The following is a 26,611-nucleotide window of genomic DNA, read 5'->3' on the forward strand; positions in this document are numbered from 1 at the left end:
CGACAACCGCTGTGCGCGCAATTTAGAACTGCTAGGCTTAAATAAATGAATACATTGAGAAATAGCACATTTCACAAATATCATCTCACCAATTAAGGCTGCTACTTTATGGCATGCTCGCAAGTTAAGGCTGCTACTTGGCGCGAAACGCGCGCAGGCCACGCGCATGTGCGAGCGGATTCAACCTCTGGAAATACTCCCCACCTAACAGTTCTCCCTTCAAGTTGCAGGGGCGCTGGAGAGGGACGTGTTTTTCAGATTTCTACGGTTTTTCACCGAACGGGCCAGGGCAGGAGACGCTGGACACTGGCAGCGATGGGAGAAACTCCGGCAGGTCGCCTCAGAATATTCTGATGAGCGGCTTGGCATTGTGACATCCATCCGCCAAACGGCTCGGAACGGCACCAAAGGTTACATCACCTGGTTTGAAACTGGTGTCACCGATGCGTTCTGGTCGCAGGACTATTTTCCATCGACAGGAAGCGGCCTTCTTGTGGGCGGCAGGCATGGTTACGGCGAGCATCACGACGAACCGGTCTTTTATATAAATACAGTGAAAGCCGAGGTGCCAACCAAGGTACATCGTGGCTGGCGCCGTCATGGCCTTCGCCTTAGAGCGCTTGAGAAAGTCGAACTCGCCAAAAATTCGCCAGCGGCAGACGCGCACAATAGTGACTTAGAGAATGTAGCTCAGTGGCAGGCATCAGCCGACCCGTTAGGCGAGCCTCGATCCGTCGCCGAGCTCGTCCAGAGCGGTCAGCACGCGCTCCAACGATTGCCTGAGGCCCAGGAAGCTGGACGCCGGAACGAGATCCCGGCGGCCCGATAATTCCAGGACCGCGGCGAGCACGGCGTCCGAATGGCGTATCAGCGCCACCAGGTTCTCGCCACTTGGCCCGTTCTTACCCTCAAACCAATTGCGGACCGTGCGCTCGTTGGCCCGTGTGACCCGCCCTACTTCCTTGCGCGCCGACGGCGTCTCGCCCCACTGGGAAAGCATGGCCGTAGCGATCGCCGGGGCGAACGATCGGGCATCATGCCCGCTCTCGACGTGAAAAGATTTTCCTTTTTTGGACTGAAAATTTCGGTCCTTTTTATGAAAAGACATTCCGCGATCCTTCACCTAACCTCGCCTCAGACGAGACTTCCTGGCTGCGAGCCAGAGGCAATTGGCGCGTGCGATGAACACAGCGGTTCCCAATGCAGGTGTCGGTTCTGTGCGGAAAAGTATCCGCGCGGCGCAATACGTGCGCATGTCGACCGAGCATCAAAAATACTCGACCGAAAACCAGGCCGACGTCATCGCAAGCTATGCCGCGAAGCGTGGATTTGAAATTGTCCGCACCTATGCTGACGACGGAAAGAGCGGCGTGGTCCTGAGCGGTCGCGGTGCGATGCAGCGCCTGTTCCATGACATCAACTCAGGCACGGCCGACTTCACGGAGATCCTGGTCTACGACGTGAGCCGCTGGGGCCGCTTCCAGAACACCGACGAGCCCGCCCATTACGAGTTCCTGTGCAGCATGGCGGGAATGACCGTCCACTACTGCGCCGAGCAATTCGAGAACGACGGCAGCATCGGCGCCACCATCATAAAGAGCGTCAAACGGGCGATGGCCGGCGAGTACAGCCGCGAGCTGTCGGTGAAGGTCTTCGCCGGCCAATGCCGCCTCATCACCCTGGGCTTTCGGCAAGGCGGGCCGGCCGGGTTCGGACTGCGGCGGCAGCTGGTAGACGAGCACCTGACACCGAAGGCGGAGCTGCGCCGGGGAGAACATAAGAGCCTGCAGACCGATCGTGTCGTGCTGCGCCCGGGCCCGCCAGAAGAGGTTGAGATCGTCCGGCGGGTCTATCGAATGTTCGTCGTGCAGCGGCGCACCGAGCGCGACATCGCCAACCTCTTGAACGCCGAGGGCGTGCTGACCGACCTTGGGCGCCCGTGGACGCGCGGCGTGGTCCACCAGCTCCTGACCAACGAAAAGTACATCGGCAACAACGTCTATAATCGGGTGTCCTTCAAGCTGAAGGCCAAGCGCGTGACCAATGATCCCGAGGCGTGGGTGCGGGCCAACGGCGTCTTCGAGGCCATCGTCGAGCCCGACTTCTTTGAAGCCGCCCAGCGCATCATCCAGGACCGTTGCCGTCGTTATACCGACGAGGAGATGCTCGAACGCCTATCCAGCCTTCTCGCGCAGAAGGGCTGGCTATCAGGCCTGGTCATCGACGAGTTCGAAGACATGCCTTCCAGTTCAGCGTTTCGGAGCCGGTTTGGCAGCCTGGTGCGCGCCTACCAGATGGTGGGCTACTCGCCGGCACGAGACTATCGCTACATCGAGACCAATCGCGCACTGCGCGCGCTCCATCCCGACATCGTTTCTCAGATCGTCGGCGAGGTCCGGGGCGCCGGGGCAATTATCGAGCGCGACGAGGCCACCGACCTCCTGCACGTCAATCACGAGTTCACGGCCTCCGTCGTTGTGGCTCGATGCCATCAAACGCCAGCCGGAGGGCTTCGTTGGAAGATCCGGCTCGACCAAGGCCTACGACCTGACATCACCATCGCCGCGCGCATGTGCGCCGACAATGAGACCCTCCGCGATTATTACTTGCTGCCCTGGATCGACATGGGCGCCGCGCCCAATGTCAGACTGGCGCCCGAGAACGGCGTCCGGCTCGACGCCTATCGCTTCGACAACCTCGAAACCTTCCTCGACCTCACGCGCCGCACGGCGTGCGTGCCGCATGACCCAGGTCGCGCCGGAAGTCAGGATGATCCCGGTGGAGGCGATCACCGTCCTCAATCCGCGGGTCCGTAACAAGCGCATCTTCCAGGAGCTGGTGACCAGCATCGCCCATCTTGGTCTGAAGAAGCCGATCACCGTGAGCCCCAGATCGAGCAAGTCGCGCTATGATTTGGTCTGCGGCCAGGGCCGGCTCGAAGCCTTCATCGCACTTGGCCAGCCCGAAATCCCCGCCATCATCATCGACGCCAGCGAAGACGACTGTTTCGTCATGAGCTTGGTGGAGAACCTGGCACGGCGACAGCACACGCCATTAGAGCTGGTGCGAGCGATCGGATCGTTGCGCGAGCGCGGCTACAGCTACCAGGAAATCGCCGCCAAGGTCGATTTCAGCCCCGAGTATGTCTACGCGATCTCGTACCTGCTGGAGAACGGCGAAGAGAAGCTGATCGCGGCCGTCGAGCGCGGGATCATCCCTCACACCGTGGCCATGGAGATCGCCAAGGCCAAGGATGGCGAGGTCCAGCAAGCCCTGGCCAAGGCCTATGAAGAGAAGGCCATTCCGGGAAACCAGGTCCTGGCCATTCGCCAGATCATCGACCAGCGCAACAGCAGCGGCAAAGGCCTGCGCGATCGAGGGGGCAAGGGACGAGGCCGGGGGACGGTCACCTCAGAATCCCTCATCCGAGCCTATCAACGCGAAACCGAACGTCAGCAGCAGCTCGTCAAGCGCGCCTCGCTCACTCGCAGCCGCCTGATGTTTGTGTCGAACGCGCTGAAGATGCTCCTGGCCGACGAACACTTCGTGGCGCTGATGCGGGCGGAGGGCTTTCACACGGTGCCGTCAGCATTGGCCGCCCGGATAGGCCAGGATCGGATTTGACCATGGTCGATGGAGTCAAAATCGCCTTCGAGCGGCAGGTGCGCATTTTGGCTCTCAACGACATTCTGCCGTCGAAAATGCTCCCGGCCGCGGTGAAGGATTCCGCAAAATATAAGCGGATCGCCAATTCGGTGGCCCAGCTCGGTTTGGTCGAACCCTTGATGGTCTATCGGCCTGCGGCCGGCGGCCCCTACATGCTGCTGGATGGACATGTCCGCTTTTGCGCCTTGCGCGAACAGGGCTCCGCCGAGGCGCGATGCTTGGTCGCCGACGATGATGAGGGCCTGACCTACAACAAACGCGTCAACCGCCTGGCCACCATCCAGGAGCACTATATGATCGTCCGCGCGCTCGACCGCGGCGTGTCGGAAGAAAAGTTGGCCCGCGCGCTCAACGTCGATGTGGGCGCCATCCGCGCCCGCCGGCATTTGCTCAACGGCATCAGCGCCGACGTCGCCGAGGTCCTCAAGGACAAACCCGTGGGGATCCATGCCTTCCAGAAACTTCGAAAAATGAAGGCCATCAGACAGCTTGAAGTGGCCGAGTTGATGGTGTCGGCCAACAACTACAGCGCCAACTACGCCAAGGCCCTGCTGGCCACGACCAAACCGGTCGACCTTCACCACCCAGAGGAATTGAAGAAGGCGACCGGCTTGACATCGGAGCAGATGGCGCGGCTAGAGCGCGAAATGGCCTCCGTCAGCCACGACTACAAGGAACTCGAAGCCTCCTACGGGGACGACATGCTCCTGCTGGTCATCGCGGCCGGGTTCTTGGAGCGGCTGCTTTCTCGTTCCGAGATCGAGCGGTTCCTCGCGGGGCACCACGCCGAGATTTTGGAGAACATGCGATCGATCGTTGCGGCCACGTCGCTAGATCAAGCGCCGGCCATCGCGGCGTAGCGCCCGAGAACATGCAAGGGGACCGGGACCCATAAGCGCCGGGACCATCGGAGAAGCCGCCGTGTGGGGCGGATCAAGGATGGCGGCGGGAATGGCGGCGAACCCGTTCGGAGCCCGCCAGGCCCGCCGCCATAAGGTTGGTCGAGGCCGGCGCGTGAACCGCGCCGGCCCTAACCTACGTCCACTCTAGGACCTCCTCGACTTCAGCGCGGAGCCAGAACGGACAGCCCTCCTGGCGCTCGATTTCGAGCTTTTCGAGGAGATACCTGACGCTGTTGGGCTTGATGCCGTAACGAGCGCCGATCTCCTGCGCGCTGATATACTTGGACGCCAGTCGAACGACCTCGGCGCGCCGGACACGGACGCCCACGCCTTCGACAACGAACAGTTCTCGGTTTTCGATCAGCCACGACACGTCGTTTGGTAGGGCGTTGAGATAGTTCTGGGCGTCGACACGCTTGAGGTCGGCTCGGGGCATGTCCCCGTAAATCGACGGGTCCACCCGAAACCGTTCGCCATCGGCTGAGATCAGCAGATGAAAGGCTTCGTCTGAGAGCGTTAGTGACCGTAACCCTACGCCGGCCGCATCGTCGCTCCCCAACCCGCCTGGCAGTGCGCCGGCAAGTGCGGATTTCAGAATAGGCGCCCAGGGCTTTTCCTGCTCGCCCAGCGCGGTGAAGGCATGCTCCAGCGCCACGCGCCCTGGCTCGCCTGGTGCGTGCCGTACGATCACGCGACCAAGGTTTTCCGTCAGGGCCAACACATCCTCACGGTCGAGCTGAAGCCCCTCGTGGAGCGAGCGGACCGCCGGCGACCGGTTAGGTCGGACCAGCCCGTAGGCGACGACCTGCTCGGCGGCATAGACGGGAAATGCATGCCCCTTGCAGAACTCATGCGCCGAAGTGCGACTGGAAAGCTCGGCGACAAGGGCGTCGATATCGGCCGGCGCAAACCAGGCGTGGGTTCTCTCCTTCCCACGCCTGGAATGCGGCGTTAGCGCGCCAGTTTTCACCAATTTCAAAATGGCCCCATTGTCGATGCGGGCTCTTCGGGCGGCTTCCGCGACACTCAGAAACTGCGAAGCCTGGCGGACCTGCTTGAGGCGCTCCACGCCGCGCTTCTCGCCGGCGTGGAAAGCGACGATCGTCTTCGCCAATCTCAGGGTGCTTTGACGGGCGTAGGTAGCGACCATCTTTCTGATACGGCTGAAAAACGCAGGCGCCGTAGCGTTGGCGTCTCGATCGCCCCTCCAGATGGCGTCCATGGAGCTTGGATAGTCGAGCAGGATCCTAGCTCCGGTAGCGAGGCTAGTGATGGAACGCAGGGTAAGTTCGTCGGGAAGCGCGTCGTTCCCGATCGGATCCGTCGCGGCCCGGCCGAAAATCATGGCCAACTCGACAACCGCCCAGGGATCAAGCTGGCCGAGTTGCCGCGGAACTCGTCCGATAGCCGCCTCGCGCTGAAGCGGATCAGCATCGAGTAACCCGGACAAGAACGCGAGCCCGTCGCGCAGTTCGACGGGCACCTTTTCGACCTGAGCCGTCTTCAGATCGAAGTTGCAGTGTTCGCAGCGATCTACGCCAGCATGGCCATTCCAACCAAGGCCCTGGCCACACTCCTCATCCGGACATTGGCCGATCAGAACGTCCCAGGTTTCGGCGCAATATCCAAACGGCCGAACCATCCAGACCACACGGTGATGACCGGAAATCGAAAGGGCCGTTGGTGACACGCGCCGTCTTTGGTGGATGATTGATCGCTCCGCCACCGGCACGCCGTTCACCAACTTCAAGGGCGAGTTGTGTGCGGGGCGAGGAAAGGTCAGGGGTCGAAGAGCCTGTTCATCCACGCCAAGGCATTTTGACAGACCGCCTAGCCGTGGCTCGATGTATCGGTGCAGCTCGCCAAAGCCGTCCAGGCCGGCCTCGCGAAGGATAAGCTGTGGTGAGGACAAGTAATTCCAGGCGCACACGCGCAGGACATAGCCCGGCAAACTCTCGCCTACGATCGGTTGAAGTGGAAAGAGGACGCTGCCCTCCACGCCGTGGGGCCGCACCGCGGTTGAAAACGGAGTCATTGGCCGCGCTCCCCGTGAAAGGGGTTAAATTTGATGAAGGCCTGCGGAATCGCCCAGCGGTCGACAGCCTCGGCGAGATCTTCGACCTCAAGGCGATCGCCATCTCGCCTGAGGCTCATTTCCAGCGCCGAATGGAATAGGCGGGAGACGCGACCAACGACGCCGTTGCTGACTGCGTGGAGGCCGCCAAGCACCCAGGCATCAACGTGGAAATTTGCGGGATGTCGCACCACGCCAACATCGACCATTGCTCGATCCAAGCGCTCGACATAGCCCGCCAGCAGCGCTTGATCTCCGGGATCGTCGGCTTGAAGCGGATCGAAATCGCAAGGCTCAAGCAGGCGCCCGTTGAGCTGGAGGTTGCGCTGGAACATGTCCGTGGCTTCCTCCGTGCCGAGGAAGACAACAGGGACGACGCCCCCATCGAGCAAACGCTTCAAGCTGTCGGTGACGTCGCTCCGGCCGCGGACGCGCGAATTGAGATGTTGTACCTCGTCGATGATTAGGAGCTGCGTCCCGAACCGTTTTATGTATTCGCGAGTTCGCATAATCAGCAGTTGTTCGGTTCCATGGGTCGCAAACCCATCCCCATACTGCTCAAGGATCGCGATCATCAGCTTCTTGCTGGTCATGTTCGCGTCGAGCGCAACATAGAGAACGGGAATAAAGTCGGCCGTTCTCGGAGTTCGTTTCTCCGCCAATCGGATGTAGGCCTGGGCGGCGGAAGTCTTGCCAGAGCCGCTGGGAGCCAAGACGCGGAACCCCTTTTGGGGACTACCCTTGGAGTATTGCCCGAGCTTCTGGAGAAAATCGCACCGCGCGTGGAATTCGATGTGCTTGGTGTAGGGAATGTAGATTTGATCATAGATCGCGACAAAGCGGGCCGCTTCTGAGTTGAATTCAGAGGGAGTCATGAGAATTTTCCAGATTGGGGCGGCCGGGCACGCGCCCGGCCGCGTTGATGTTTGTTAAGCGCCCGAAGGCCGGCTCACTCGAACGCGTCCCAAGGATCCTGCCAGCCGGTGCGCGGTGGCTTGCGGCGCGCGGGGGCCTTGGCGGGAGTGGCCTTGGCTGGTGCGGGCTTGCGCTGCTGGACTGCGCGTTTGCGCCCCCCCTTGGCGGGGCGTGATGACGGAAGGCCGCCATCATTGCGGCTTGAAGCCAAGGGTTCATGGTCGATGATCGGGGCCAGCCCGTCATGCCGTGGCGGCGCGTAGGCGATGGAGACCCTGTCGCCACTGACCGGGTGGATGGTCGGCGGCGATAGCAATCTGGCCTTAGCCCGACGGTCTCGGATTTTGGCGCCGGGGACAGCACTCTGGGTACGATCAACCAGCCGCGCGCGCGCAGCCAGACGATCGGCTTCCGTAATGAATTCCAGACTGCGATCTTTGGCCCAGGCCTGAACCTGCCTATGGTGCCAAAGCGACATCCCCGCGACGTAGTCTACATCGACGCAGGGTAGCGTGACGTAAACCTTCCGCCGCCGGTTCCAGACATGGATTTCCGATATATTGGCAGGGTTGTAGTGGACTTTAACTGTGGCCGTCGCTGCTCTTGAGCCGCGCTGCTGCTGCCGGACCGGTTCAATGCCGATCAGGTCATCGAGCAACCCGGCGACGGCGCCTTGGTCGTGATACTGCAGCCCAAAGAGCCGAACACCACCCCGCGTGACCTTGCATGGGTACTCGGTTTTGCCGGCGATTTTATCGAGCAGACTGTCGTCGCCGATGACGTCGATGCCGTTGGCGAGGACGTCGCGTTGCCAAAGATCGGCGGGAGCCATCCCGATCCCGCGATGCTCGCACTTATGGTAGTAACAGATGGCCTCCCACATGAGATCTTCGATTTCACTCAAGGTGAGAACCGCGTCCTTGTAGGGGTCGTATCCCATCTCCCGCAGGATTTCGGGCTTGTAGACGGCACCCGTCACCTTGTGGGCCAACAGGTTATTCAGTGTCCTGAAGAACCGCTCGACGACCGCCTTATAGGTGGGCGACCGCACGGGGGCCCAGCGGATGGCAGTCCCCGCATCATTCATAACGTCTTCGAGGGAGTTGCCCGCAAATTCCCAGCCGTTGTCGACGACGATTTCGTCGAAACGGCCGAATATCTCCGCCAGTATTTTGAACCGAGGTTCGCGCTGCCTGAGATGTAGTTTTGGTCGGTTTGCCCTCTTTATGCACTCGGTGACCGAATAGAGGGACGGCGGTTCGAAGCTGATGACGAAACCCACGATGCAGCGCGTTCGCACATCGATAAGCACAGTGACCCATGGCCGCCCGATCGGGATCATCCAATCGGTGTCCAGACAGACGACCGCGTCTAGAAGGTTGTGATCCATGCACCCCAGTTGGAGGGCCCGCGTGGACGTCAAGCCCGCGCCGTGTGCCTTAAAGCGGGCCTTTGCTTTGAGGGGGCCATACTTGGCCGCATAGGTCTCGAAGTGCTCATGTAACCGCACGTCCAGCCGGAAGGTCTCGAAGCTGGGGATTCTGAGCGGGGCCAGAACCAGCCTGCCCCTCCGCCGGCGTTTGTTGATGTAGCTAATCAGGCGATGAAAGAGCGAATAGGCATCACTGATGCTGAGCTTCTCGCGCGCCCAATATTCCGCGACGAAGCGCCGCAACAATTCGAGAGTCTCGGGCGGAAATTTCCGCTGCCTTTCCACGCGCCCCGTCATCGAGATCATCTGCCTGATCGGACGCTCACCAGGCGTTCCTCGGTTGTCGAGCCAACGGCGTACCGACCAAACAGAGGGCATTTTCTCGAACTGCGCAGCCTTCTCAGGCAACTCCCGCCAGAGTCGGACAAGAGCTCGCTCGATTGCCTTTAGGCCGCGGCCCATTTCTCCCTGGTCGTCGAACCACTTGACCACGAAGGCTCGCAATCGCGCCTTCCTGTCCCGCTGGTCGACGAATTCGGCGTCGACGTCGATCGCCGCGGCCTGGCGCCTCGGCCTTGAACTGGGGACGTCTGGTACTCGCTTGAGCCTTCCGCTTTCGAAGGCCTCCAAAGCCCAGGCGCGGCTCGGCGCCCATTTTCGCCCTTCACTGTCCTCCAATTGAAGGGGCGCGAGCGTTAGCTCGATCCTGAAGACGAGCAGATCGTCGCCCAGTTCACGTTCGAAGCCCAGCGCGAGGCCGTCATACGTCCACCGCTGGCCTGGTTTGAAGATCATCGACATCAGCGGACCTCCGAAAACTGGAGGTGCGCGTCCGCGTCGCGAACCAAGCGGACTTCGCTGTCGTCGGTGAGGCGGCGATTCAGCACGATGTCGGCCACACGCCCGACCATCAACGCCTTCACGATCGCCCGTCCCTGTAGCCGCTCCCCGAGGGCGTCGGCGACGACGCCAAGCGGTGCGACCCCACCTTCTCGCGCGATGAGCGCGCTGGCCCGATAGATATGGGAGGCGTCGTGACGAACCGTCCGCCGCGACTGCACCTCCTTGACGTTGGCGTGGAAGATCGGCGGCTGTGTGAGCGCGGACCTAGTTACGACCCTAAAGTTCCAGCCCAGGGACCGGCAGACTTCTCCTACGCGCGCCAACTTAGCCGCGTAGTCGGCATCACGAAGCGCCCGCCAGTCGTTCTTGACCTCGACGACTTCGAGCGCGCCGGTATCCAATTGCCGAACGCAGTCGGCGATGTAGATGCGCGGGCGGCCGTCGAGCGTGAACTCGAAACGGAACGGCTGAGCTCGATAGTCAACGACGGTCGTATCGACTTCGCTGTGCATGAAGAACGCGAGCTCGTTCATGCCCTCGTGCGGAAAGGCCCTGCGCGCTTTTCGGCTCGGGTAGCTTCCCGTCACGATATGGCGGCGGCCGGTGATGACCGTGCGGAGCGGTCGACCATCTAGCGTCATTACTATACGGCAGCTGCAGTTGAGCAGGTTGCGGCCCGTAGAGTTCGGATCAACGAGCCGCGACTTGATGCTGTCTTCGATCGAAAGAAGCCCCGATGGCCGCCTTATCGGACTGCCCCAACGGTCTGCGTTGGGCATGGGGGCGCTAAGCCCTCGGTTGGAAGGTCCCATTGAACATCTCCAGAAGTGATTTTCTTGGCGATGGACACCGCATGCGACAGCGACCGCCCTCTCAGGGCGCTTGACGGAATCGCAATAACGGGGGAGAGTTCTCAGGTCGCGAGCTAAACGACACGAAGAAAATGCTCTCCAAATGCATAAGCCTGGGTGTTGGAAGCGCCCGGGCTTATTCATTTTCCGGTTTCAGGAAAGCGTGTCGATCAATCCGGCGGCATCGTGAAGCCCTCCAAAATTGAAAACTTCGGGATTGGCGCGCACTTATGCGCGCAGATGAGTCGTCACGACTCCATCCAGTTTCAATTGAAGTAACGAAATCTTTGGATTCGCAACCAGAAATATCTCCGCCCCGCTAACGATTGAAAGTCGGCGTTTCAACCCGCTGATACCCTATAGGGTATATTCTTGGCCGCAGACCAATAGGCACACACACTTGCGAAATACTTCGCGGGGATACAAGATGCTGAGCGCCAAGGCCCGAACCGCCTCTGGCTGAATGCGAGCCGGGAGCGTGAACCGTGGATGCCGCTTTTCTTGTAAATGCAGCGCAGGTGATAGGCGGTGCGACCATCACGCTGGTGGTCGTATGCACAACGCCAGCAACCTGGGCACCTGCCGCCAGATGGCCTGGGCGCCCGTCGCCACGCCACTGGTCATGCGTAAGGCGGCCGATGCGCGGAGGCTTCCGACACGCAGCGGATCGGCCGTCGTCGCCGCACAGAGGTTCAACCGCGCCTTTTTACCGAGCGAGCTGAAAGCTCTCTCGGCTCTGAGCGACTTTATTGGGTGAGTAGCGTCGAAGCCCGACCTGGCGATCACACGGCCGAAACCGCCTCTTCGCCGCCCAAGGTGACCTTTTCCCGCTTACCCGCGCATCGGTCCTGTGCAGGGAGAAGGTCTTGCCCTTGAACGGTCCGTTGATCAGGTCCAGCGGCATGATCTGGGCGAGCTTGTTCTCGGGCGTGGCGAACGGCGAGATCAGTTCGACCAGCCAGGTGCGGTCGCCAGAGGTCCAGTCCTCGGCCGCCAGGTGCTCGCCGGCCTCAAGCTTGGCCTCGGCGGCCTCGGACAGATTGGCCCAGATCGCCACGCCCAACGGCAGGGTCTCCAGACCCTCGCGGGTTGCACGCAGCCAATGAAACGGCCATGCGTAGCCAACCCGAGACTCCACCAGTGGCCAGCTAATCATCCAGCCGAGGTCGTCGCTTCGGTGCAATTCGTGAGTGCGGCGGCCGAGCCGCGTAGGTTCCACATCGCGCAGCGGATCGGCCGTCGTCGCCGCACAGCGGTCCAGCTGCTTTCTTCCAAACCTTTCAACCGAGCGGGCTGAAGGCCCGCTCGGCTCTGAGCGAATTTTCGACCGCATGGCCTGCTCAAACGAAAGCGCCCGCCCTTTTCGAGGTGGCGCTCTACGTCGGCTCGGTCTCGCTCTGGCCGATGGCGTCGATTTCCTTGAAGACGCGGCCGTCGATCTCCTAATCTTCGCGCGAGGCGATCGCGCTCAAACGTCGCCGGCGCCGGCGGCTGACCGCCTGGTGCGTGGGCAGCGAGCTTGTTGCGCGTCCGTCGTGCGAGCGGTAGCAGCATCAAAATCACGCGGTGTTCGACGTGAGGGGGGATGACGATGAAGATGCTTCTGGCGCTCGCGCTGAGCCTGGTCTGCGGCGTGTCGGCCGCATCGGCGACGAAATGGCCGGAGGGGGCCAAGGCGGCAGTGGTGCTGACTTACGACGACGGGCTGGGCTCCCAGCTCGATCACGCGGTGCCGGTGCTGGACGAGGCGGGATTGAAGGCGACCTTCTTCCTCGCGAATCTGAAGCCGGCGGCTGTTCCGCGTTGGCGCGCCGTGGGCGCGGCGGGCCATGAACTCGCCAACCACACCGTCTTCCACCCCTGCCCCGCCGCTGTATTTCCCACCGATCCCCGCTACACGTCCGAGGCCTATACGCCGGCGAGCATTCTCAGGGAGATCGAGCAGCAGAACACGCTCCTGACCGCGCTGGACGGCAAGCCGACCCACGGGTTCGCGTCGCCATGCGGCCAGACCATGGCTGGCGGCGTCGACTATCTGGAGGCCCTCAGGGCCGCGAACCTGGTGACCTATGTGCGCGGCGTCTACACCTCGCCCGACGACCTCCGCGCCGACGTCGGCCGGATGGATCCGATGCACGTCCCCGCGCGCGGGTTCGACGAGAAGGTCACGGGCGCGCAGCTGATCGATTTCGCCAAGCAGGCCCAAGCGGGCGGCGGCATGGCGGTCTACCTGTTTCACGGCGTCGCCGGCGACTACCAACAGGTGTCCGACCCCGCGCACCGTGCGCTGATCGCCTGGCTGGCCGCCCATCGCGGCGAGGTCTGGGTGACCACCCTGCAGGGCGCGCTGGACTGGGCCAGGGCGCACCCGGACCCGCAACAATAGCAGGCAGTCGCGAACGAACCGCTCACCGCTCCGAGGGCGGTTCAGGAAGCCAGGTCCTCGCCTTGCCCTCGGCGGACATGCCAGAGCCCGTGATCGACATTCCGTCAGGCTGGGTTGACCCTCGCGCCCAAGCTGCGTCGAAATCGACCTTGAGGCTGAGGACTGCCTTGAGCGCGCATCAAGATCGCGACCCCAACCGCTCATCGGGCCACCTTACCGCCGGTCTCGAGGTGCAAAGCGACCTGCAAGCTCTCAATGCGAGTTAGACGGCGCATATCATGGCTGCAGTTTAGCGGGGCGCCAACCGAGCGGCGAAGGGACGGCTTGACCCCACGCGACCTTTGATGAGCGAAGACTAGGGGCAAACGCGCGGCAACCCGATCCGCTCGCGTGGCCAGCCTGCCTACCTGGCGCTTGGCGCGCCAAGAGCGCACTGTGTCGCAAATGTCACATTCTCATATATAAAAACATTTTTATCAAGAACGTGTGGCGGCAAGCCGATGCGCTATTGTACGACAAATCAAAGGTCACGATCGCCCCTCGAAGGGAACGGTCAGGCGATAAGGTTACGCCTGCTAACAAACGGCGATGGGGAGGAAACATCGGCACATCAGTGCGGCAGCCGGCGCCGTCCGGGAGTTATTGGTCGGCGGTTCATCGCTAGCGGATCGAATGTCCGCCATATCGCGCGTTGGCGAGCGCCACGGCCGCGTGGCCTGACGGGCGACTCCTGATTCACCAATGGCGGGCTAGCAGTGATGGCTTGGGGTTACAGTTTTCCTCAACTTCGCACGCGAGCAAAGAGCCGTTCGGTTAGAGTTCGATTGACCAGATCAACCAGGCTTTGCCATAGCCTGAAGTAAAAGTCTGGTTTCCGGAGAGGCCATGTGTACGGTGGAATTCATGGCTTTAAGTATATCGAGGGGATAATGAGGCGTTCTGTTCAAGGGATCATCGGCTGTCTCGCCTTGGCGCTATGTCATGGCGGCGGAGCCTATGCCGCGACCGATCCGCTGGCGCCAACGGGTCACTGGACCGCGGTGACGACGGGACAGGCGGCCAAGCCGCCCATGGGGTGGAACTCGTGGAACGCCTTCCACACCGACGTCACTGAAGCCAAGGTCCTGGATTCCGCCAAGGCGATCGTTGACAGCGGCCTGGCCGCGAAAGGCTACCGCTACATCAACATCGATGACGGCTGGTGGCTGAAGCGACGGGCCACCGACGGCCGCATGATCGTGCGCACTTCGATCTTTCCGTCCGCCGCGGTCGGCGGCGCCGAACAGACCAGCTTCAAGCCGTTCACCGACCGTATCCATGCCATGGGCCTGAAGGCCGGCATCTATTCGGACATCGGCGCCAATAACTGTTCGCAGGCCTTCGCGCCGAATGCGCCCAACCTCCCCGAGGGCACGGTCGCCGAGCGTGAGGTCGGACTCCACGGCCATGTCGAGCAGGACATCGCGCTCTACTTCAAGGACTGGGCGTTCGACTATATCAAGGTCGACGCCTGCGGCATCCGCGCCTTCGGTCCGGACAACCAGGGCGTCAAATCCGGCCAGTACCGCGCGCTCGGGCCCCTGGTCGACGTGAAGGAAATTCGCCGCACCGACATCGCGGCCGTCCGCGCGCTCTACCAACAGGTCGCCGACGCCCTGGCCCGCACAAATCCCGATGGCGATTATGTCTTTTCGATCTGTGCGTGGGGCTCGGCCGATGTCCGCGCCTGGGCCAAGGACGTCGGCAATCTGTCGCGCACCAGCGACGACATCACGCCCAGCTGGACGCGGATGCTGGCCAATTTCGACAGCGCGGCCAACCGTGCGCTCTACGCCCACCCCGGCTCCTGGAACGATCCGGACATGCTGTTCGTCGGTCACGGAGACTTCGACGAGCGCCATCTGACGGAGGCCAGGTCGCACTTCGCCCTGTGGTCGATGCTGTCGGCGCCGCTGCTGATCGGCTACGACCTGAGGAACGCGCCGCAACCGCTGATGGACATCCTCGGCAACGCCGACATCATCGCCGTCAACCAGGACGCGGCGGGCAACCAGGCGGTCCTTGCCTACGACAGCGACGACGTTCAGATCCTGGTCAAGACGCTGAGCAACGGCCACAAGGCGGTGGCGATCTTCAACCGCGGACTTGCGCCGACCGACGTGACGCTGACGGCGGGCCACATGAAGTTCGCCGCGACGGCCCCGGTGACGCTCAAGGACCTGTGGACCGGCGCGAGCCTGCCCGCGTTCTCCGGCGAGACGAAGCTGCATCTCGACCCGCGCCAGACGCTTGTCTTCGACGCCGCCGGCGCACGTACGCTCTCCAAGGGCCTCTATCTGTCGGAAATGCCCGGACGCGTAAATCCGGCCGTCGACGGCGTGGTCATTCCCCAGCCCGATCCGACGATCCACCGGATGCGCAATCCCTGGGGCGCCACGACCGACGACGGCGAGCCGCCGGCCTACACCGGATGGGGCGGCGCGCAGGCCGACGCCACACCCTACCGGCAGACCTTGCGCGTCGAGGGTAGAGCGTACGGGACGGGCTTGGGCGTGCTCGCCAACTCGCGGTTCGAGGTTCGGGCCGACGGCCAGTTCCGCCGCTTCACCGCCGAGGTCGGAGTCGATGACTCGACCTTCGACACCGACGATGCCGTGACCTTCTCCGTCTATGGCGACGGCAGGCTCCTGGCGACGTCCAGGCCGACCCGTTTTGGCCAGACGGCGCAGACCCTGAGCGCCGACATCGCCGGCGTGAAGATCGTCGAGCTGGTGGCGCGCGGCAAATCCGCCAGGAACAAGGCGCCCACGGTCGTCACGTGGGGCGACGCGGCGTTGCTGAGCGACTAGGACTGCGGCCCTCCCCAGGGTCGCCGGTTTTGACGCAATACAGGAGTTTCGATGAGCCTCTCACGACGCGATCTGGTGAAATCGCCCCTGGTCCTGGCCGGCGCGTCGGCGATCGGCATGGGCGCGGCGACCAAGGCCCTCGCCCAGTCCGCTTCCGTAGGCGCGGGCGCGGGCGAGATCATCGGACTGTGGCCCCATCCGCCGGCCGGCGCCCTGCATCCCGGCATGACCGAGGTCGTCGAGCAGACCTCGTCCAGCCCCGGCTATAGCAGCCGGCGCACGAAGGGCGTCTCCAAGCCGCACATGATCGCGTTGCCGGCGGCCCAGCCCAATGGCTCGGCCATGCTGATCATTCCAGGCGGGGGCTTCGAGTGGAACTATTTCGATCACGAGGGCTACCACATCGCCGACGTCCTCAATCGGGCGGGCATCACCTGTTTCGTGCTGATCTACCGGTTGGCGAGGGACGGCTGGGCCGATCCGGCCGCTGTCGGGCCGGCAGACGCCCAGCGGGCGATGCGCCTCATTCGCGCTAACGCCCCACGCTTCCAGCTTGACCCCGAGCGGGTTGGCGTCATGGGCTTCAGCGCCGGCGGTTTCCTGACGACGACGCTCGCGACGCGGCATTCGACGCCTTTCTACAAGCCTGTCGACGCCACAGACCAGCTCAGCGCCAGGCCTCTGCTGGCGGCGCCGATCTATCCGGTGCAAAGCGTCGATCCCGCCTATGCCTACGGCGGCGTGGCGCCGTCACTGTTTGGCGGCCCGCCCACGGCGGCCCAGATCCGCGAGTGGTCGCCCGATCTCAACGTCACCCCGGCGGCGGCCCCGACCTTCCTGGTGCACGCCGAGGACGACGATCTTGTGCCCGTGGCCAATACGGTGCGGCTACGTGACGCCATGGTCGCGGCCAAGATCCCGGTCGAAACCCACCTGTTCGCCCATGGCGGTCATGGCTTCGGCGCACGCCCGCAGCCGGGCAGTCCGGACGGCCCGTGGTTGCCGCTGTTCATCAACTTCGCACGCCAGGAAAAGTTGTTCGTTTAGAGTTCATCGTCCGAAATGTGCTGAAAGCCTTGAATAATAGCTCAAGGCTTTCAGCAGGAAAGTGCCAAAAATTCGCGCCGTACACATTCAGAATGCGCCCTGAAGTCTCATACGGAAAAGGAATTCGTACAGTGAAACATGGACCCGCCAGCGGGATATTTGTGAGCTTGCTTGCGCTGGCCGGTGTGTCGGGAGCTCATGCGCAGGACGCTTTCGAGCTGGTGCCGAAGCTCACAGACCATGCCGTAGTGCAGCGAGACAAGCCAGTCGTCCCCGCCGGGCTCGACGCGAACGGTCACCTGCAAGCCGTTCCCGTCGCCAGGGCCGCCGGCTTCACTTACGCCAAGCTACGCAACGGCGTTCAGATCCAGCTCGATGGCGTGACGAAGAACCTCGTGTTCTATGCGCCGGACACTCTGCGGGTGAACGCCAATCTCGGCAAAAACTACTGGACTGCACCCAGTCTGGTCGTGCCCAAGGCACCCGGCCCGGTGAGCTTCGCGGTGGAGGACACGGCGGCGGCGCTCGTCCTGACGAGCGCGAAGCTGCGCGTCGAAATCAGCAAGACGACCGGCGCGCTCCGCTTCCTGGATCCCAAGGGCAAGCTCTACACCGAAGAGAACGCCGAAAGCCCGCAACGCCTCAAGCCGGTGACCATCTCGGGCGCGCCGAGCTATGAGGCCACCAACAGTTTCGTGCTCCGCCCCGACGAGGCCATCTACGGCTTCGGCTTCACGGGCGACGACGCCAGCAATCGGCGCGGCAAGGACCTGCTGCTGGTCCAGACCAATGTCGGCATCATCATCCCGGTGATGATGTCCTCGCGACGCTACGGCGTGCTGTGGGACACCTATTCGCAGATGCGTTTCAAGGACGAGGCGGGCGACGCCTCGCTCTGGACCGAGAGCGCCCCGGGCGGCGTCGACTACTATTTCATGGCCGGCGACACCCCCGACGCGGTGGTCGGCGCCTACCGCGCCCTCACTGGCGCGGCGCCGATGTATCCCAAGCAGGCGTTCGGCCTGTTCATGAGCAAGGAGCGCTACAAGACCCAGGATCAGCTGCTGGAGGTCGCGCGCAGGTTCCGCGAGGATAAGTTCCCGCTCGATTACATCGTCCAGGATTGGCAATACTGGGGATCGGACAAGGACGGCAGCTGGAGCGGCATGACCTGGGACCCGGTCCGCTATCCCGATCCGGCGGGCATGGCCCGCCAGCTTCACGACATGCATCTCAAGCTGATGGTGTCGATCTGGCCGTCCATCGGCGACGACACCGCGCTCGCCCACGAGCTCGACGCCCAGGGTTTGCGCTTCAAGCCGCTGCACTGGATCTCGAAACACGCTCGTGTCTACGACGCCTATAGCCCGATCGGCCGGCAGATCTACTTCAAGCACATCAAGTCCGGCCTGCTCGACAAGGGCGTGGACGCGCTCTGGATGGACGGCACCGAGATCGAGGTCAGCAGCGCCATGTGGAACGCCGCCGACAACATCCGTGACACCAAGGCGCTCGGCTCGAACGCCCTGGGCGACTTCACCCGCTATCTCAATCCCTATTCGCTGGTGACCACCCAGGGAACCTATGACGGCCAGCGGGCGACCAGCGACAAGCGGGTCTTCACGCTGACGCGTTCGGCCTGGGCCGGGGCGCAGCGCACGGCGGCGGCCTCGTGGAGCGGCGACATCTTCTCCAGCTGGAAGACGTTCAAGCAGCAGATCGCCGGCGGCGTCGACGTCACGGTCACCGGCAACCCCTATTGGACCCAGGACACCGGCGGCTTCTTCGTGACGGAGTTCCCCGGCGGCGAGCAGAACGCGGAATGGCGCGAACTCTACGCGCGCTGGGCGCAGTTCGCGGCCTTCAACCCGATCATGCGCATCCACGGCACCAGCGTCGAGCGCGAGCCCTACCTGTTCAAGACGCTGGATCCGGCGGTGTACGCCTCGCTATTGGACAGTGCGCGCCTGCGCTATCGCCTGCTGCCCTATACCTACGGCCTGAGCTGGAAGGTCACCTCAGACCACTACACCCTGATGCGGCCGCTGATGATGGATTTCCCGGATGATCGGGCCACCGACGGCATCGACGACAGCTTCATGTTCGGGCCGTCGTTCCTGGTCCATCCCGTCACCCGCGCGATGTACAATGTCAGCCCGCCCCCGGCGGCGACGATCCCCAGCCCGTATCTGCGCACGCCCGACGGCAAGACCGGCCTGGCGGTGCAGTATTTCGAGGGCGTGAATTTCGAGACCCCGAAAGGCACGCTGGTCGATGAGAAGATCGATCACACCTGGCCCGATCCGCCGCTGGCCGAAATCCCCGGCGGGCTCGCCAAGCTCGACGATTTCTCCGCCCGCTGGGAAGGGTCGATCCTCGCGCCCGAGGACGGTGAATATGAGATCGGCGTGGCCGGCGACGATGGCATGCGCCTTTTCCTCGACGGCGAAAAGGTGGTCGACGACTGGACGAGCGGCGCCGAGCGCTACCATGGCGTCAAGCGCAGGCTGAAGCAGGGCGACCGCCTGTCGGTGCGCATCGACTACTACCAGGGCGGCGGCGAGCGCAGCCTGCGCCTCACCTGGCGCCGTCCCGCCGAGTTGCAGGCCGCCGCCAAGCTCGCCCAGGCGCAACGGGATCTGACCGTCGGCACCTACCTGCCCAAGGGCGCGGACTGGTACGACTTCTGGACCAACGAGCGCCACGCCGGCGGTCAGACTGTGTCACGCCAGGCCCCCCTGGAGATCCTGCCGCTCTATGTCCGGGCCGGCTCTATCGTGCCGATGGGGCCCGCGGTGCAGTTCGCCACCGAACGACCCGAGGCGCCCTACGAGATCCGCATCTATCCCGGCGCCGACGCCCGGTTCACGATCTACGAGGACGACAACGAGACCTACGCCTACGAAAAGGGCCAGCGCGCCACCTATGACCTGGTGTGGAATGACCAGGCCGGTACGCTGAGCATCGGTGCGCGACAGGGATTGTTTCCGGGCATGATCAAGCAGCGCCAGCTGAACCTGGTCCTGGTCGCACCCGGCAAGGGCGCGGGCGCCCGGAAGGCTCCGGTCGACCGCCAGATCCTTTACGACGGCAGGCCCAAGGTCGTCAGGTTCAAGTGAGAGACGAGCATGTGGTCGGCGGACTTGGTCCAGCCGAAGAGCTTGAGGTCTTTATTTTGCCATTGGATGTTGAATGAGGCTGATGTCGGGCGAAGGGATGCGCACATTCACATTCATGGCGCGGTCTTTAAAGAGTGCTTTGGCGACAAACCTTGAGGCGAGTCAAAATTTGATTGCGTGCATGCAAAAAATACAATTTTAACTCTGACACGTGAAAGGAATTCATGCAGTGAAACACGGGGCCGGCCATGGAATATTTGCCATCTTGCTTGGGTTGTCCGGCGTGTCGGGAGCTCATGCACGGGACGCTTTCGGGCTTGCGCCGATATTCACCGACCACGCCGTAGTGCAGCGGGACAAGCCCGTCGCCGTCTGGGGTCACGCAGGCCCCAATTCGATGGTGAACCTGACACTATCCGCCGGCAGTCAAATCGTCGCAAACGCCGACGGACAAGCAGACGCATCGGGCGTGTTCTCGCTGGCTCTCCCGCAGCAGGCCGCAGGCGGCCCCTATGTCCTGACGTTCAAGGATTCGGACGGTCACACGCAGACTCTCGACGATATTCTCGTCGGTGACGTCTGGCTGTGCTCTGGCCAGTCGAACATGGAGTTTCCGCTCAAGGCTGCGACAAACGGAAGTTCGGAGGTAGCCAGCGCGACCGCGCCGCAACTGCGCATCTTCGATGTGCCGCGCAACTCGCAGCCGACGCCGGTAACCGGCTTCGCCAAGGCGACGCGCTGGCAGGTATCGTCACCAGCCGCAGCGGCCGACACGTCCGCGGTATGCTACTTCATGGCGCGGCAACTCGCCGACACGCTGCATGTACCGCAGGGCATGATCCATGCTTCGTGGGGCGGCACGGCGGCGCAGCTGTAGATCAGCCGAGAGGGCCTGACCTCCATCGGTGAGATGAGCGAAACCTTGAAGGTGATGGATCTGTACCGAACCGATCCTCAAAGCGCGTTGGCATATAGGAAGAAGTATACGGACGCCTGGTGGCGCGGTCATGATCCCGATTTTTCGCAAATCGAACGGTGGTCGGGGCGAGAATTTGCCGACGCGGATTGGCCCACCCTTGTCGCCGCCGACGTTTGGGAAAACAGCGGCGTTGCAGCTCTCAAGACGTTCGATGGCGTCGCCTGGTATCGTCAGACGGTTATGTTGACTGCCGATCAGGCAGCGCACGCCGTGGTGATCGATTTGGGTCCGGTGGATGATTCCGACACGACCTGGGTGAACGGCAGATGGGTCGGTGCGACGGACGGTTGGGACCGACCACGGCATTATACCCTGCCCAAAGGCGTGCTGAAGGCCGGCGCGAATGTCATCGCCGTGCGCGTTCTTGATAGCGGCGGAGGCGGCGGCCTGCATGGAGCGCCGGCCGAGCGCGCACTGACGCTCGACACCGGAGCGCGTATCACCCTACCGTCGGAATGGCGATACCGTATCGGCGCGGACATCAAAACCCTTGGCCCGGCTCCCACCGCCCCGTGGGCGGACGCCGGAGGGCCGATCGTGCTTTACAACGGGATGATCGCTCCACTGACGCCCTACACTTTGAAGGGCGTTGCTTGGTATCAAGGCGAGGCGAATGCGGGCGACCCAAAGCTATACGCCAAGCTCCTGCCCGCTCTGGTGAAGGACTGGCGCGCCCAATTTCATGCGCCGAATCTGCCGTTCCTCGTCGTGCAGCTAAGCGCTTTCGGCGCACCCCAAGACGCCCCCGGGACGTCGAACTGGGCCGAGGTTCGGGATGTCCAACGCCGCCTCGAGCGAGATGACAAGAACGTCGGCATGGCGATCAGCAACGACATTGGCGATCGCTTTGATATTCATCCGACACAGAAACGTCAGGTCGGTCTGAGATTGGCGCTCGCCGCGCGCAAGGTGGCCTATGGCGAAGCACTGAAGCTGGGGCCGCGACCGGAGCGCGTGCATCGTCGTGGCGACGATCTGGTCGTGGATTTCCTGGACGTCAACGGCGCCCTCCGGGCCTATGGCGGTAAGGACGTGCTAGGCTTTGAGGTGTGCGCGGCATCGTGCCATTTCGCCAGCGCGCACATCGAGGGCGATTCGATCATCCTTCCGGGCGAAGGCGGCCCGAACGCGAAATCGGTGCGTTTCGGATGGGCGGACGCGCCGATTCTCAACCTCTTCGACGCGGCCGACCTTCCCGCTTCGCCCTTCGCTGTGGAAATACGCTAACGCTCGGGTCCGGCGTAAGATTGTGTTTCTCACGAGAACGACAACACTAGGTATAGAACGGTTCGCCATGAGAGATCGCCGCAGTTTTCTGATCGCAACACTGGCCGCCTCTCTGACGCCCGTGCTCGCCAGAGCCCAGAATCTCACGGACGAGGAGCGGTCGGCGCGCAAGCTGGCCAACGCCGATAGCACCCTGGCGCCGGACCTGCTGCTGCCCGAAAACCAGATGGCCTGGTGGCGCGATGCGAAGTTCGGAGTCTTTGTCCACTGGGGGCTCTACGCCATCCCCGCCAAAGGCGAATGGCACATGTTCAACGACAAGGTGTCTCCAGAAGACTACGCCAAGCTGGCGCAACAGTTCGCCCCTCGTCACTATGACCCTAACGCCTGGGCCAGATTGGCCCGGGACGCCGGCGCGCGCTACATGGTGATGACGGCGCGGCACCATGATGGCTTCTCCCTATGGGACAGCCCTTCGAGCTACGGTCATTTTGACTCGATGCATTCCGCGGCCGGCCGCGATCTCGTGAGACCGTTCGTCGAGGCCGTCAGGCGCGCGGGGCTGCGGGTCGGGCTTTACTATTCGCCGCTGGATTGGCGGTTTCCGGGCTATTTCCAACCGAAGGAGCTGCCCGAAAATGCAAGACTGCTGAAGCAGCAGACCTATGGCCAGGTCGAAGAGCTGATGCGTGACTATGGTCGGATCGACATTCTGTGGTGGGACGGCGGTTGGCTGGCCCACAAGGGCACCGACGCCGATGCCGCGTGGTTCTGGGAACCGGACAAGCTAAATCGCATGGTCCGTTCACATCAGCCGAGCATCGTGATCAATCCTCGCTCGGGCTGGCAAGGCGATTTTGACACCGCCGAAGGGGGCGGCGTCATCACGGGTCCTATCCGCGCAAGACCCTGGGAGAAGACCTTCTCGCTGAACGCGGCTTGGGGATACACGCCCGAGGTCCAGGTTATGAGCTGGGAGCAGGTTGTCCGCCTCCTGGTTGACGCGGTTGTCCGCAATGGCAACGTCCTCGCCAATGTCGGCCCGGATAAGGATGGGGTCATCCCGCCGAAACAGGCCGCAACTCTGCGGGGCGTCGGCCAGTGGCTCAAGCGCTACGGCGCGGCGGTCTATGGGACGCGGGCCGGACCTTACCAGCCTGCCGATGGGGTTTACGGATCGACCCAGCGCGCCGACCGCATCTTCATCCATGTTCTCAGCTGGCCGGAAAACGAACTGGTCTTGCCGCCCCTGGGCGGGAAGATCGCACATGTCAGGAACCTGTCAGGCGACACCGTGCGCTGGCGCACCGATGGCAATAGCCTCAATCTGACCGTGCCGCCGTCGGATCGCGGATTACCGGTTACCGTGATTGAAGTGACGCGCGCCTAGATAGCGGCTGGCGCCGCAGTCGCCGACATCGTCATCCGGGGGAGTCCAAGCCCTTGGCCGGCGGCTTACTGACGAGTCTTGGCGCTACGTGTTTTCGGCCGCCGCACAATCCAGAAGCTCGGCGCGTGCCGGTAGAGCACCGCCACGCCACTAGCCATCGCCCCAATCACCAGTCCCATGGCCGCCGCCCACTTGATGCCGGCGTCGGCGGTGCTGGGCACGAGGATCGAACCGATCATGGCGACCATCGAGATCACCACGAAGGTGATGACCGCCGGCCAATTGACCTGCCGCAGCGGCTCTTCCTTTAGCTTCCGGACGGCAGCCAGGATGGGATCGTCCATGGGGGGCTGATTTTCGGCCCGGGTCGGCAGGACCACGATGTTGTCGTTGTCGTCCATTAAACCTTCCCCTTCGCCAAGGCCTTGAGTGTTTGCTTCATCTTGCTAAGGGCTGCTTCCTCGACTTCCGGCGCCTCGTCGAACACCGCCCGCGCCAAGTCCAGCAATTGCGCGCCGTTGGGCTCCAGGCCGATCTGGTAGGCGTACCGGCGAATCTCTTCCTGCAGCCGTTGTAGCCGCTCCCAGTCGATCTCCGAGGCATGCCGCCGTGGGATGTCGCCAGGGCCATGCAGGATCCAGTCTGGATCGATCCCGAACTCGCGACGCACGGCGCTGAGCATGCCGATCGGCGGCTCGGTCTCAGCCCGCTCCCAGCCCAGATAGGTGCGCTTGGGAAAGCCTAGCCGCTCGGCGAACTGGCCCTGGTTGAGACCACTGCCGGCACGCACTCGCGCCAGACGGGCCGCAATGGGGACGAGAGGGTTTTCAGCTGTTGAAGTTGCGATATGTCGCAAGATATGTTCGCCTGTCGCAAATCGCGGAGTCGGATGATGATAGATGACAAACGCCACGCCAACATCAAGTCGGCTCTGCGTCTCAAACATCTGACGCTGTCGGACATCGCCCGGTCGCTCGACGTGACGCCGGGCACGGTGTCGATCGTCAGTCGCGGTTTTCGCCGGTCGCGCCGCATCGAATCGGCCATCGCCACAGCCTTGGGCTTCACGCCCGAGGAGCTATGGCCCGATCGCTATGGCCGCCCGAATGGGCGACGGCGTCAGAATAAGGAGGTCGTCATGCCGCACGGCTAGGATCCCGCAACAGATAGAGCTACTCGAAAAGCCGCCGGAAAGAGAAAAGGCCCGCGCTCGGCAAAAGCGCAGGCCCTTTCGGAGATCAGATAGGTCGATTGGAACCGACCCCGTCACTCTCCCCTAAAGCGCCTTTGTCGTCAAGAAATCCGCGTGTCCTGTGGCGCGCGGTGTTGACGACGCGCGCCGGTCTTTCCGCTCCGATCCATCCTGAAAGAGACCGAAGGGAGAACCGATGTTCGACCCACGAGGCGTGCTGCGCCTTATCCTGACGACCGCCCATGGCGACCGGCAAATCGGCCGCCTGCGCGCCTGTTCCTCCACCACGGTCGGCCGCTATCGCCGGCTGGCTCATGAAAATGGTCTGACCCTGGAAGCCCTGGAGGCGATGACCGACAGCGACCTGGCGCGGACCTTCAATCCGGGCCGGGTGTTCCCAAAGCCGTCCGTCGCTCAACCCGATTGGACGCAGGTGGCCTTGAAGGCCAAGGAAGGCCATCACCTCAACGAACTTCATGAGGTCTACGTCGCCGAAGCCGGCCAGGCGCCGGTAATGTCCTATCGCGGCTTCCTGCGCGGCTACCGCCGTCATGTGGCCGCCGCCCACCCGATCATGCGCCAGCGTCATCGGCCGGGCGAGGCGATGATGGTCGATTTCGCCGGCTATCGACCGATCGGCCGCCAGAGTGGTGGAGACGGCGTCACCGTCTTCGAACTGTTCGTCGCGGTAATGCCGGCCTCCGACTACACCTTCGCCTGCGTGACCCGCTCGCAAAGAATTGCGGACTGGACCTGGGCCAACGAGCAGGCGCTGCGGTTCTTTGGCGGGGCGCCGCTGACCATCGTCAGCGACAATCTGAAAGCCGCGATCCTGTCGCACCCGCGCGGCAAGCCGCCGGTGATCAACCCGGCCTTCCAGGCCTTCTGCGACCATCATGGAACGGTGGCGCGGCCGGCCCAGGTCCACAGCCCAACCCATAAGGCCAAGGTCGAGATCGGCGTGAAGCTGGTCCAGCGGCTGTTGCGCCTGGCGCTGCGCGACCGACCGCTGGCGAGCCTGGATGAGATGAATGATCTGCTGCGCGGGATCATCGCCCGCCTGAACAACCGGCCGCTGCGCCGGGCGCCTGGCGAAACCCGCAAGACGCTGTTCGAGGCGCTGGATCGCTCGGCGCTTCGCGCCCTGCCGGCCGAGCGGTTCGAGATCTTCGAGGTTCGTCGCCAGTTGCTGGTCGGGCCCGACTACCACTTGATGCACGACCATTGTCATTATTCGGTTCCGCACTGGCTGATCGGCCGAAGGATGGATCTGCGGGCCGGACCCAGCGCCATCGAAATCTGGTGCGACAATCGGATGATCGCGGTGCACCCACGCCTTGAGGTCGCCGGCGAGACTTCAACCGATCCCGACCACATGCCACCTCATCACCTGGCTCGGCGAGCTTCGGAGGACGAAAACCTCGTGCTCTGGGCGCGGCTGCATGGGCCGGCCGTGCAGGAGGTCGCCCGCCATGAAGCCGATCGCCGACTATCGGGCGCGGCCAAGTCCGGCGTCTTCCGCTCATTCAGGACGCTAGCGCGCCTGGTCGGACGCGATCGACTGGAGGCCGCCTGCGCGCGGGCTATTCGAAGCGGGGATCCTCGCCTGCACCACGTGCGCAATGTCCTGGACCGCGGGTTGGAGTTCTCCGATCCCGCCGCCTTCGTTCCGCCCAACACCGCAGCCGCGACCAACGAAAACGTCCGCGGCCCCGACTACTTCGCTGGAGAATGATCGC

The 26,611-nt window shown here is 63.0% G+C and carries 21 protein-coding genes; 12 read left to right on the forward strand and 9 right to left on the reverse strand.

Annotated features, from left to right (window positions below):
- Positions 1-340 precede the first annotated feature (340 nt).
- Both J2X41_RS07535 and J2X41_RS07540 read right to left on the reverse strand, forming a co-directional pair.
- Positions 341-601, reverse strand: a complete 261-nt coding sequence (locus J2X41_RS07535) for a hypothetical protein (RefSeq protein WP_310080942.1) — start codon at positions 599-601, stop codon at positions 341-343.
- A 114-nt stretch (positions 602-715) separates the two neighbouring features.
- The gene (locus J2X41_RS07540; protein ID WP_310080944.1) at positions 716-1,123 is read right to left on the reverse strand and encodes a hypothetical protein; all 408 of its coding nucleotides are present in this window, start codon (positions 1,121-1,123) and stop codon (positions 716-718) included.
- Positions 1,124-1,181: 58 nt separating this feature from the next.
- On the opposite strand from J2X41_RS07540, the gene J2X41_RS07545 reads away from it, so the two are divergent.
- From J2X41_RS07545 to J2X41_RS07555, 3 genes are read left to right on the forward strand one after another with little or no spacing between them, the layout of a single operon-like run.
- Entirely contained in the window at positions 1,182-2,816 is a 1,635-nt protein-coding gene (locus tag J2X41_RS07545) for a recombinase family protein (RefSeq protein ID WP_310080946.1), read from the forward strand.
- Positions 2,743-3,624 (forward strand): plasmid partitioning protein RepB C-terminal domain-containing protein, encoded by an 882-nt coding sequence (locus J2X41_RS07550; protein WP_310080948.1) that lies wholly within the window; start codon positions 2,743-2,745, stop codon positions 3,622-3,624. Before J2X41_RS07545 ends, J2X41_RS07550 begins: the two co-directional genes overlap by 74 nt.
- A gap of 2 nt (positions 3,625-3,626) precedes the next feature.
- Positions 3,627-4,526 carry a plasmid partitioning protein RepB C-terminal domain-containing protein gene (locus J2X41_RS07555; protein WP_310081246.1) on the forward strand — a complete coding sequence of 300 codons (900 nt, stop codon included), beginning with the start codon at positions 3,627-3,629 and terminating at the stop codon, positions 4,524-4,526.
- 175 nt (positions 4,527-4,701) lie between these two features.
- On the opposite strand, the gene J2X41_RS07560 is transcribed toward J2X41_RS07555, so the two are convergent.
- The 5 genes from J2X41_RS07560 to J2X41_RS07580 form a co-directional block, all read right to left on the reverse strand.
- Entirely contained in the window at positions 4,702-6,603 is a 1,902-nt protein-coding gene (locus tag J2X41_RS07560) for a hypothetical protein (RefSeq protein ID WP_310080949.1), read from the reverse strand.
- A complete protein-coding gene (locus J2X41_RS07565) occupies positions 6,600-7,517 on the reverse strand; it encodes a TniB family NTP-binding protein (RefSeq protein WP_310080950.1) in 918 nt (305 codons plus the stop codon). The genes J2X41_RS07560 and J2X41_RS07565 overlap by 4 nt, the downstream gene beginning before the upstream one ends.
- 74 nt (positions 7,518-7,591) lie before the next feature.
- Complete coding sequence (locus J2X41_RS07570) at positions 7,592-9,790, reverse strand: transposase family protein (protein WP_310080951.1); 2,199 nt, start codon at positions 9,788-9,790, stop codon at positions 7,592-7,594.
- Complete coding sequence (locus tag J2X41_RS07575; RefSeq protein ID WP_310080952.1) at positions 9,790-10,611, reverse strand: TnsA endonuclease N-terminal domain-containing protein; 822 nt, start codon at positions 10,609-10,611, stop codon at positions 9,790-9,792. Before J2X41_RS07575 ends, J2X41_RS07570 begins: the two co-directional genes overlap by 1 nt.
- Before the next feature lie 778 nt (positions 10,612-11,389).
- Positions 11,390-12,016: a toxin-activating lysine-acyltransferase gene (locus J2X41_RS07580; RefSeq protein WP_310080953.1), complete on the reverse strand. Its 627-nt coding sequence runs from the start codon at positions 12,014-12,016 to the stop codon at positions 11,390-11,392.
- 258 nt (positions 12,017-12,274) lie between these two features.
- On the opposite strand from J2X41_RS07580, the gene J2X41_RS07585 reads away from it, so the two are divergent.
- The 7 genes from J2X41_RS07585 (at position 12,275) to J2X41_RS07615 (ending at position 23,680) form a co-directional block, all read left to right on the forward strand.
- Positions 12,275-13,069, forward strand: a complete 795-nt coding sequence (locus J2X41_RS07585; protein ID WP_310080954.1) for a polysaccharide deacetylase family protein — start codon at positions 12,275-12,277, stop codon at positions 13,067-13,069.
- 929 nt (positions 13,070-13,998) lie between these two features.
- A complete protein-coding gene (locus tag J2X41_RS07590; RefSeq protein ID WP_310080955.1) occupies positions 13,999-15,918 on the forward strand; it encodes an NPCBM/NEW2 domain-containing protein in 1,920 nt (639 codons plus the stop codon).
- 51 nt (positions 15,919-15,969) lie between these two features.
- Positions 15,970-16,965: an alpha/beta hydrolase gene (locus J2X41_RS07595; protein ID WP_310080957.1), complete on the forward strand. Its 996-nt coding sequence runs from the start codon at positions 15,970-15,972 to the stop codon at positions 16,963-16,965.
- 221 nt (positions 16,966-17,186) lie between these two features.
- Entirely contained in the window at positions 17,187-20,084 is a 2,898-nt protein-coding gene (locus J2X41_RS07600) for a TIM-barrel domain-containing protein (RefSeq protein ID WP_310080958.1), read from the forward strand.
- Positions 20,085-20,313: 229 nt separating this feature from the next.
- On the forward strand, positions 20,314-20,961 hold the full coding sequence (locus tag J2X41_RS07605; protein WP_310080960.1) for a hypothetical protein: 648 nt from the start codon (positions 20,314-20,316) through the stop codon (positions 20,959-20,961).
- Positions 20,962-20,994: 33 nt separating this feature from the next.
- Positions 20,995-22,290: a sialate O-acetylesterase gene (locus tag J2X41_RS07610; protein ID WP_310080961.1), complete on the forward strand. Its 1,296-nt coding sequence runs from the start codon at positions 20,995-20,997 to the stop codon at positions 22,288-22,290.
- A 67-nt stretch (positions 22,291-22,357) separates the two neighbouring features.
- Entirely contained in the window at positions 22,358-23,680 is a 1,323-nt protein-coding gene (locus tag J2X41_RS07615) for an alpha-L-fucosidase (RefSeq protein ID WP_310080962.1), read from the forward strand.
- 65 nt (positions 23,681-23,745) lie between these two features.
- Here J2X41_RS07615 and J2X41_RS07620 read toward each other — a convergent pair whose 3' ends face one another.
- Together J2X41_RS07620 and J2X41_RS07625 are read right to left on the reverse strand one after the other, a co-directional pair.
- Positions 23,746-24,081: a hypothetical protein gene (locus J2X41_RS07620; RefSeq protein ID WP_310080964.1), complete on the reverse strand. Its 336-nt coding sequence runs from the start codon at positions 24,079-24,081 to the stop codon at positions 23,746-23,748.
- Complete coding sequence (locus J2X41_RS07625) at positions 24,081-24,536, reverse strand: helix-turn-helix transcriptional regulator (RefSeq protein WP_310080965.1); 456 nt, start codon at positions 24,534-24,536, stop codon at positions 24,081-24,083. Before J2X41_RS07625 ends, J2X41_RS07620 begins: the two co-directional genes overlap by 1 nt.
- On the opposite strand from J2X41_RS07625, the gene J2X41_RS07630 reads away from it, so the two are divergent.
- A complete protein-coding gene (locus J2X41_RS07630; protein ID WP_310080966.1) occupies positions 24,528-24,833 on the forward strand; it encodes a helix-turn-helix domain-containing protein in 306 nt (101 codons plus the stop codon). The two genes, J2X41_RS07625 and J2X41_RS07630, sit on opposite strands and share 9 nt — an antisense overlap.
- Before the next feature lie 235 nt (positions 24,834-25,068).
- Entirely contained in the window at positions 25,069-26,607 is a 1,539-nt protein-coding gene (istA, locus tag J2X41_RS07635) for an IS21 family transposase (protein WP_310080967.1), read from the forward strand.
- Positions 26,608-26,611 lie beyond the last annotated feature (4 nt).

Origin of the sequence: Caulobacter sp. BE254 (assembly GCF_031457295.1) — a bacterium.
Classification (GTDB): Bacteria; Pseudomonadota; Alphaproteobacteria; order Caulobacterales; family Caulobacteraceae; genus Caulobacter.

What these genes read in the sequence shown, in the direction of transcription:
- J2X41_RS07570 (WP_310080951.1), bottom strand. Translation starts at nt 9,790, where the DNA reads ATGTCGATGATCTTCAAACCAGGCCAGCGGTGGACGTATGACGGCCTC.
- J2X41_RS07560 (WP_310080949.1), bottom strand. Translation starts at nt 6,603, where the DNA reads ATGACTCCGTTTTCAACCGCGGTGCGGCCCCACGGCGTGGAGGGCAGC.
- J2X41_RS07615 (WP_310080962.1), top strand. Translation starts at nt 22,358, where the DNA reads ATGAGAGATCGCCGCAGTTTTCTGATCGCAACACTGGCCGCCTCTCTG.
- J2X41_RS07575 (WP_310080952.1), bottom strand. Translation starts at nt 10,611, where the DNA reads ATGCCCAACGCAGACCGTTGGGGCAGTCCGATAAGGCGGCCATCGGGG.
- J2X41_RS07550 (WP_310080948.1), top strand. Translation starts at nt 2,743, where the DNA reads ATGACCCAGGTCGCGCCGGAAGTCAGGATGATCCCGGTGGAGGCGATC.
- J2X41_RS07620 (WP_310080964.1), bottom strand. Translation starts at nt 24,081, where the DNA reads ATGGACGACAACGACAACATCGTGGTCCTGCCGACCCGGGCCGAAAAT.
- istA (WP_310080967.1), top strand. Translation starts at nt 25,069, where the DNA reads ATGTTCGACCCACGAGGCGTGCTGCGCCTTATCCTGACGACCGCCCAT.
- J2X41_RS07565 (WP_310080950.1), bottom strand. Translation starts at nt 7,517, where the DNA reads ATGACTCCCTCTGAATTCAACTCAGAAGCGGCCCGCTTTGTCGCGATC.
- J2X41_RS07590 (WP_310080955.1), top strand. Translation starts at nt 13,999, where the DNA reads ATGAGGCGTTCTGTTCAAGGGATCATCGGCTGTCTCGCCTTGGCGCTA.
- J2X41_RS07585 (WP_310080954.1), top strand. Translation starts at nt 12,275, where the DNA reads ATGAAGATGCTTCTGGCGCTCGCGCTGAGCCTGGTCTGCGGCGTGTCG.
- J2X41_RS07535 (WP_310080942.1), bottom strand. Translation starts at nt 601, where the DNA reads ATGACGGCGCCAGCCACGATGTACCTTGGTTGGCACCTCGGCTTTCAC.
- J2X41_RS07630 (WP_310080966.1), top strand. Translation starts at nt 24,528, where the DNA reads ATGTCGCAAGATATGTTCGCCTGTCGCAAATCGCGGAGTCGGATGATG.
- J2X41_RS07595 (WP_310080957.1), top strand. Translation starts at nt 15,970, where the DNA reads ATGAGCCTCTCACGACGCGATCTGGTGAAATCGCCCCTGGTCCTGGCC.
- J2X41_RS07610 (WP_310080961.1), top strand. Translation starts at nt 20,995, where the DNA reads ATGAGCGAAACCTTGAAGGTGATGGATCTGTACCGAACCGATCCTCAA.
- J2X41_RS07555 (WP_310081246.1), top strand. Translation starts at nt 3,627, where the DNA reads ATGGTCGATGGAGTCAAAATCGCCTTCGAGCGGCAGGTGCGCATTTTG.
- J2X41_RS07580 (WP_310080953.1), bottom strand. Translation starts at nt 12,016, where the DNA reads ATGCGGTCGAAAATTCGCTCAGAGCCGAGCGGGCCTTCAGCCCGCTCG.
- J2X41_RS07545 (WP_310080946.1), top strand. Translation starts at nt 1,182, where the DNA reads ATGAACACAGCGGTTCCCAATGCAGGTGTCGGTTCTGTGCGGAAAAGT.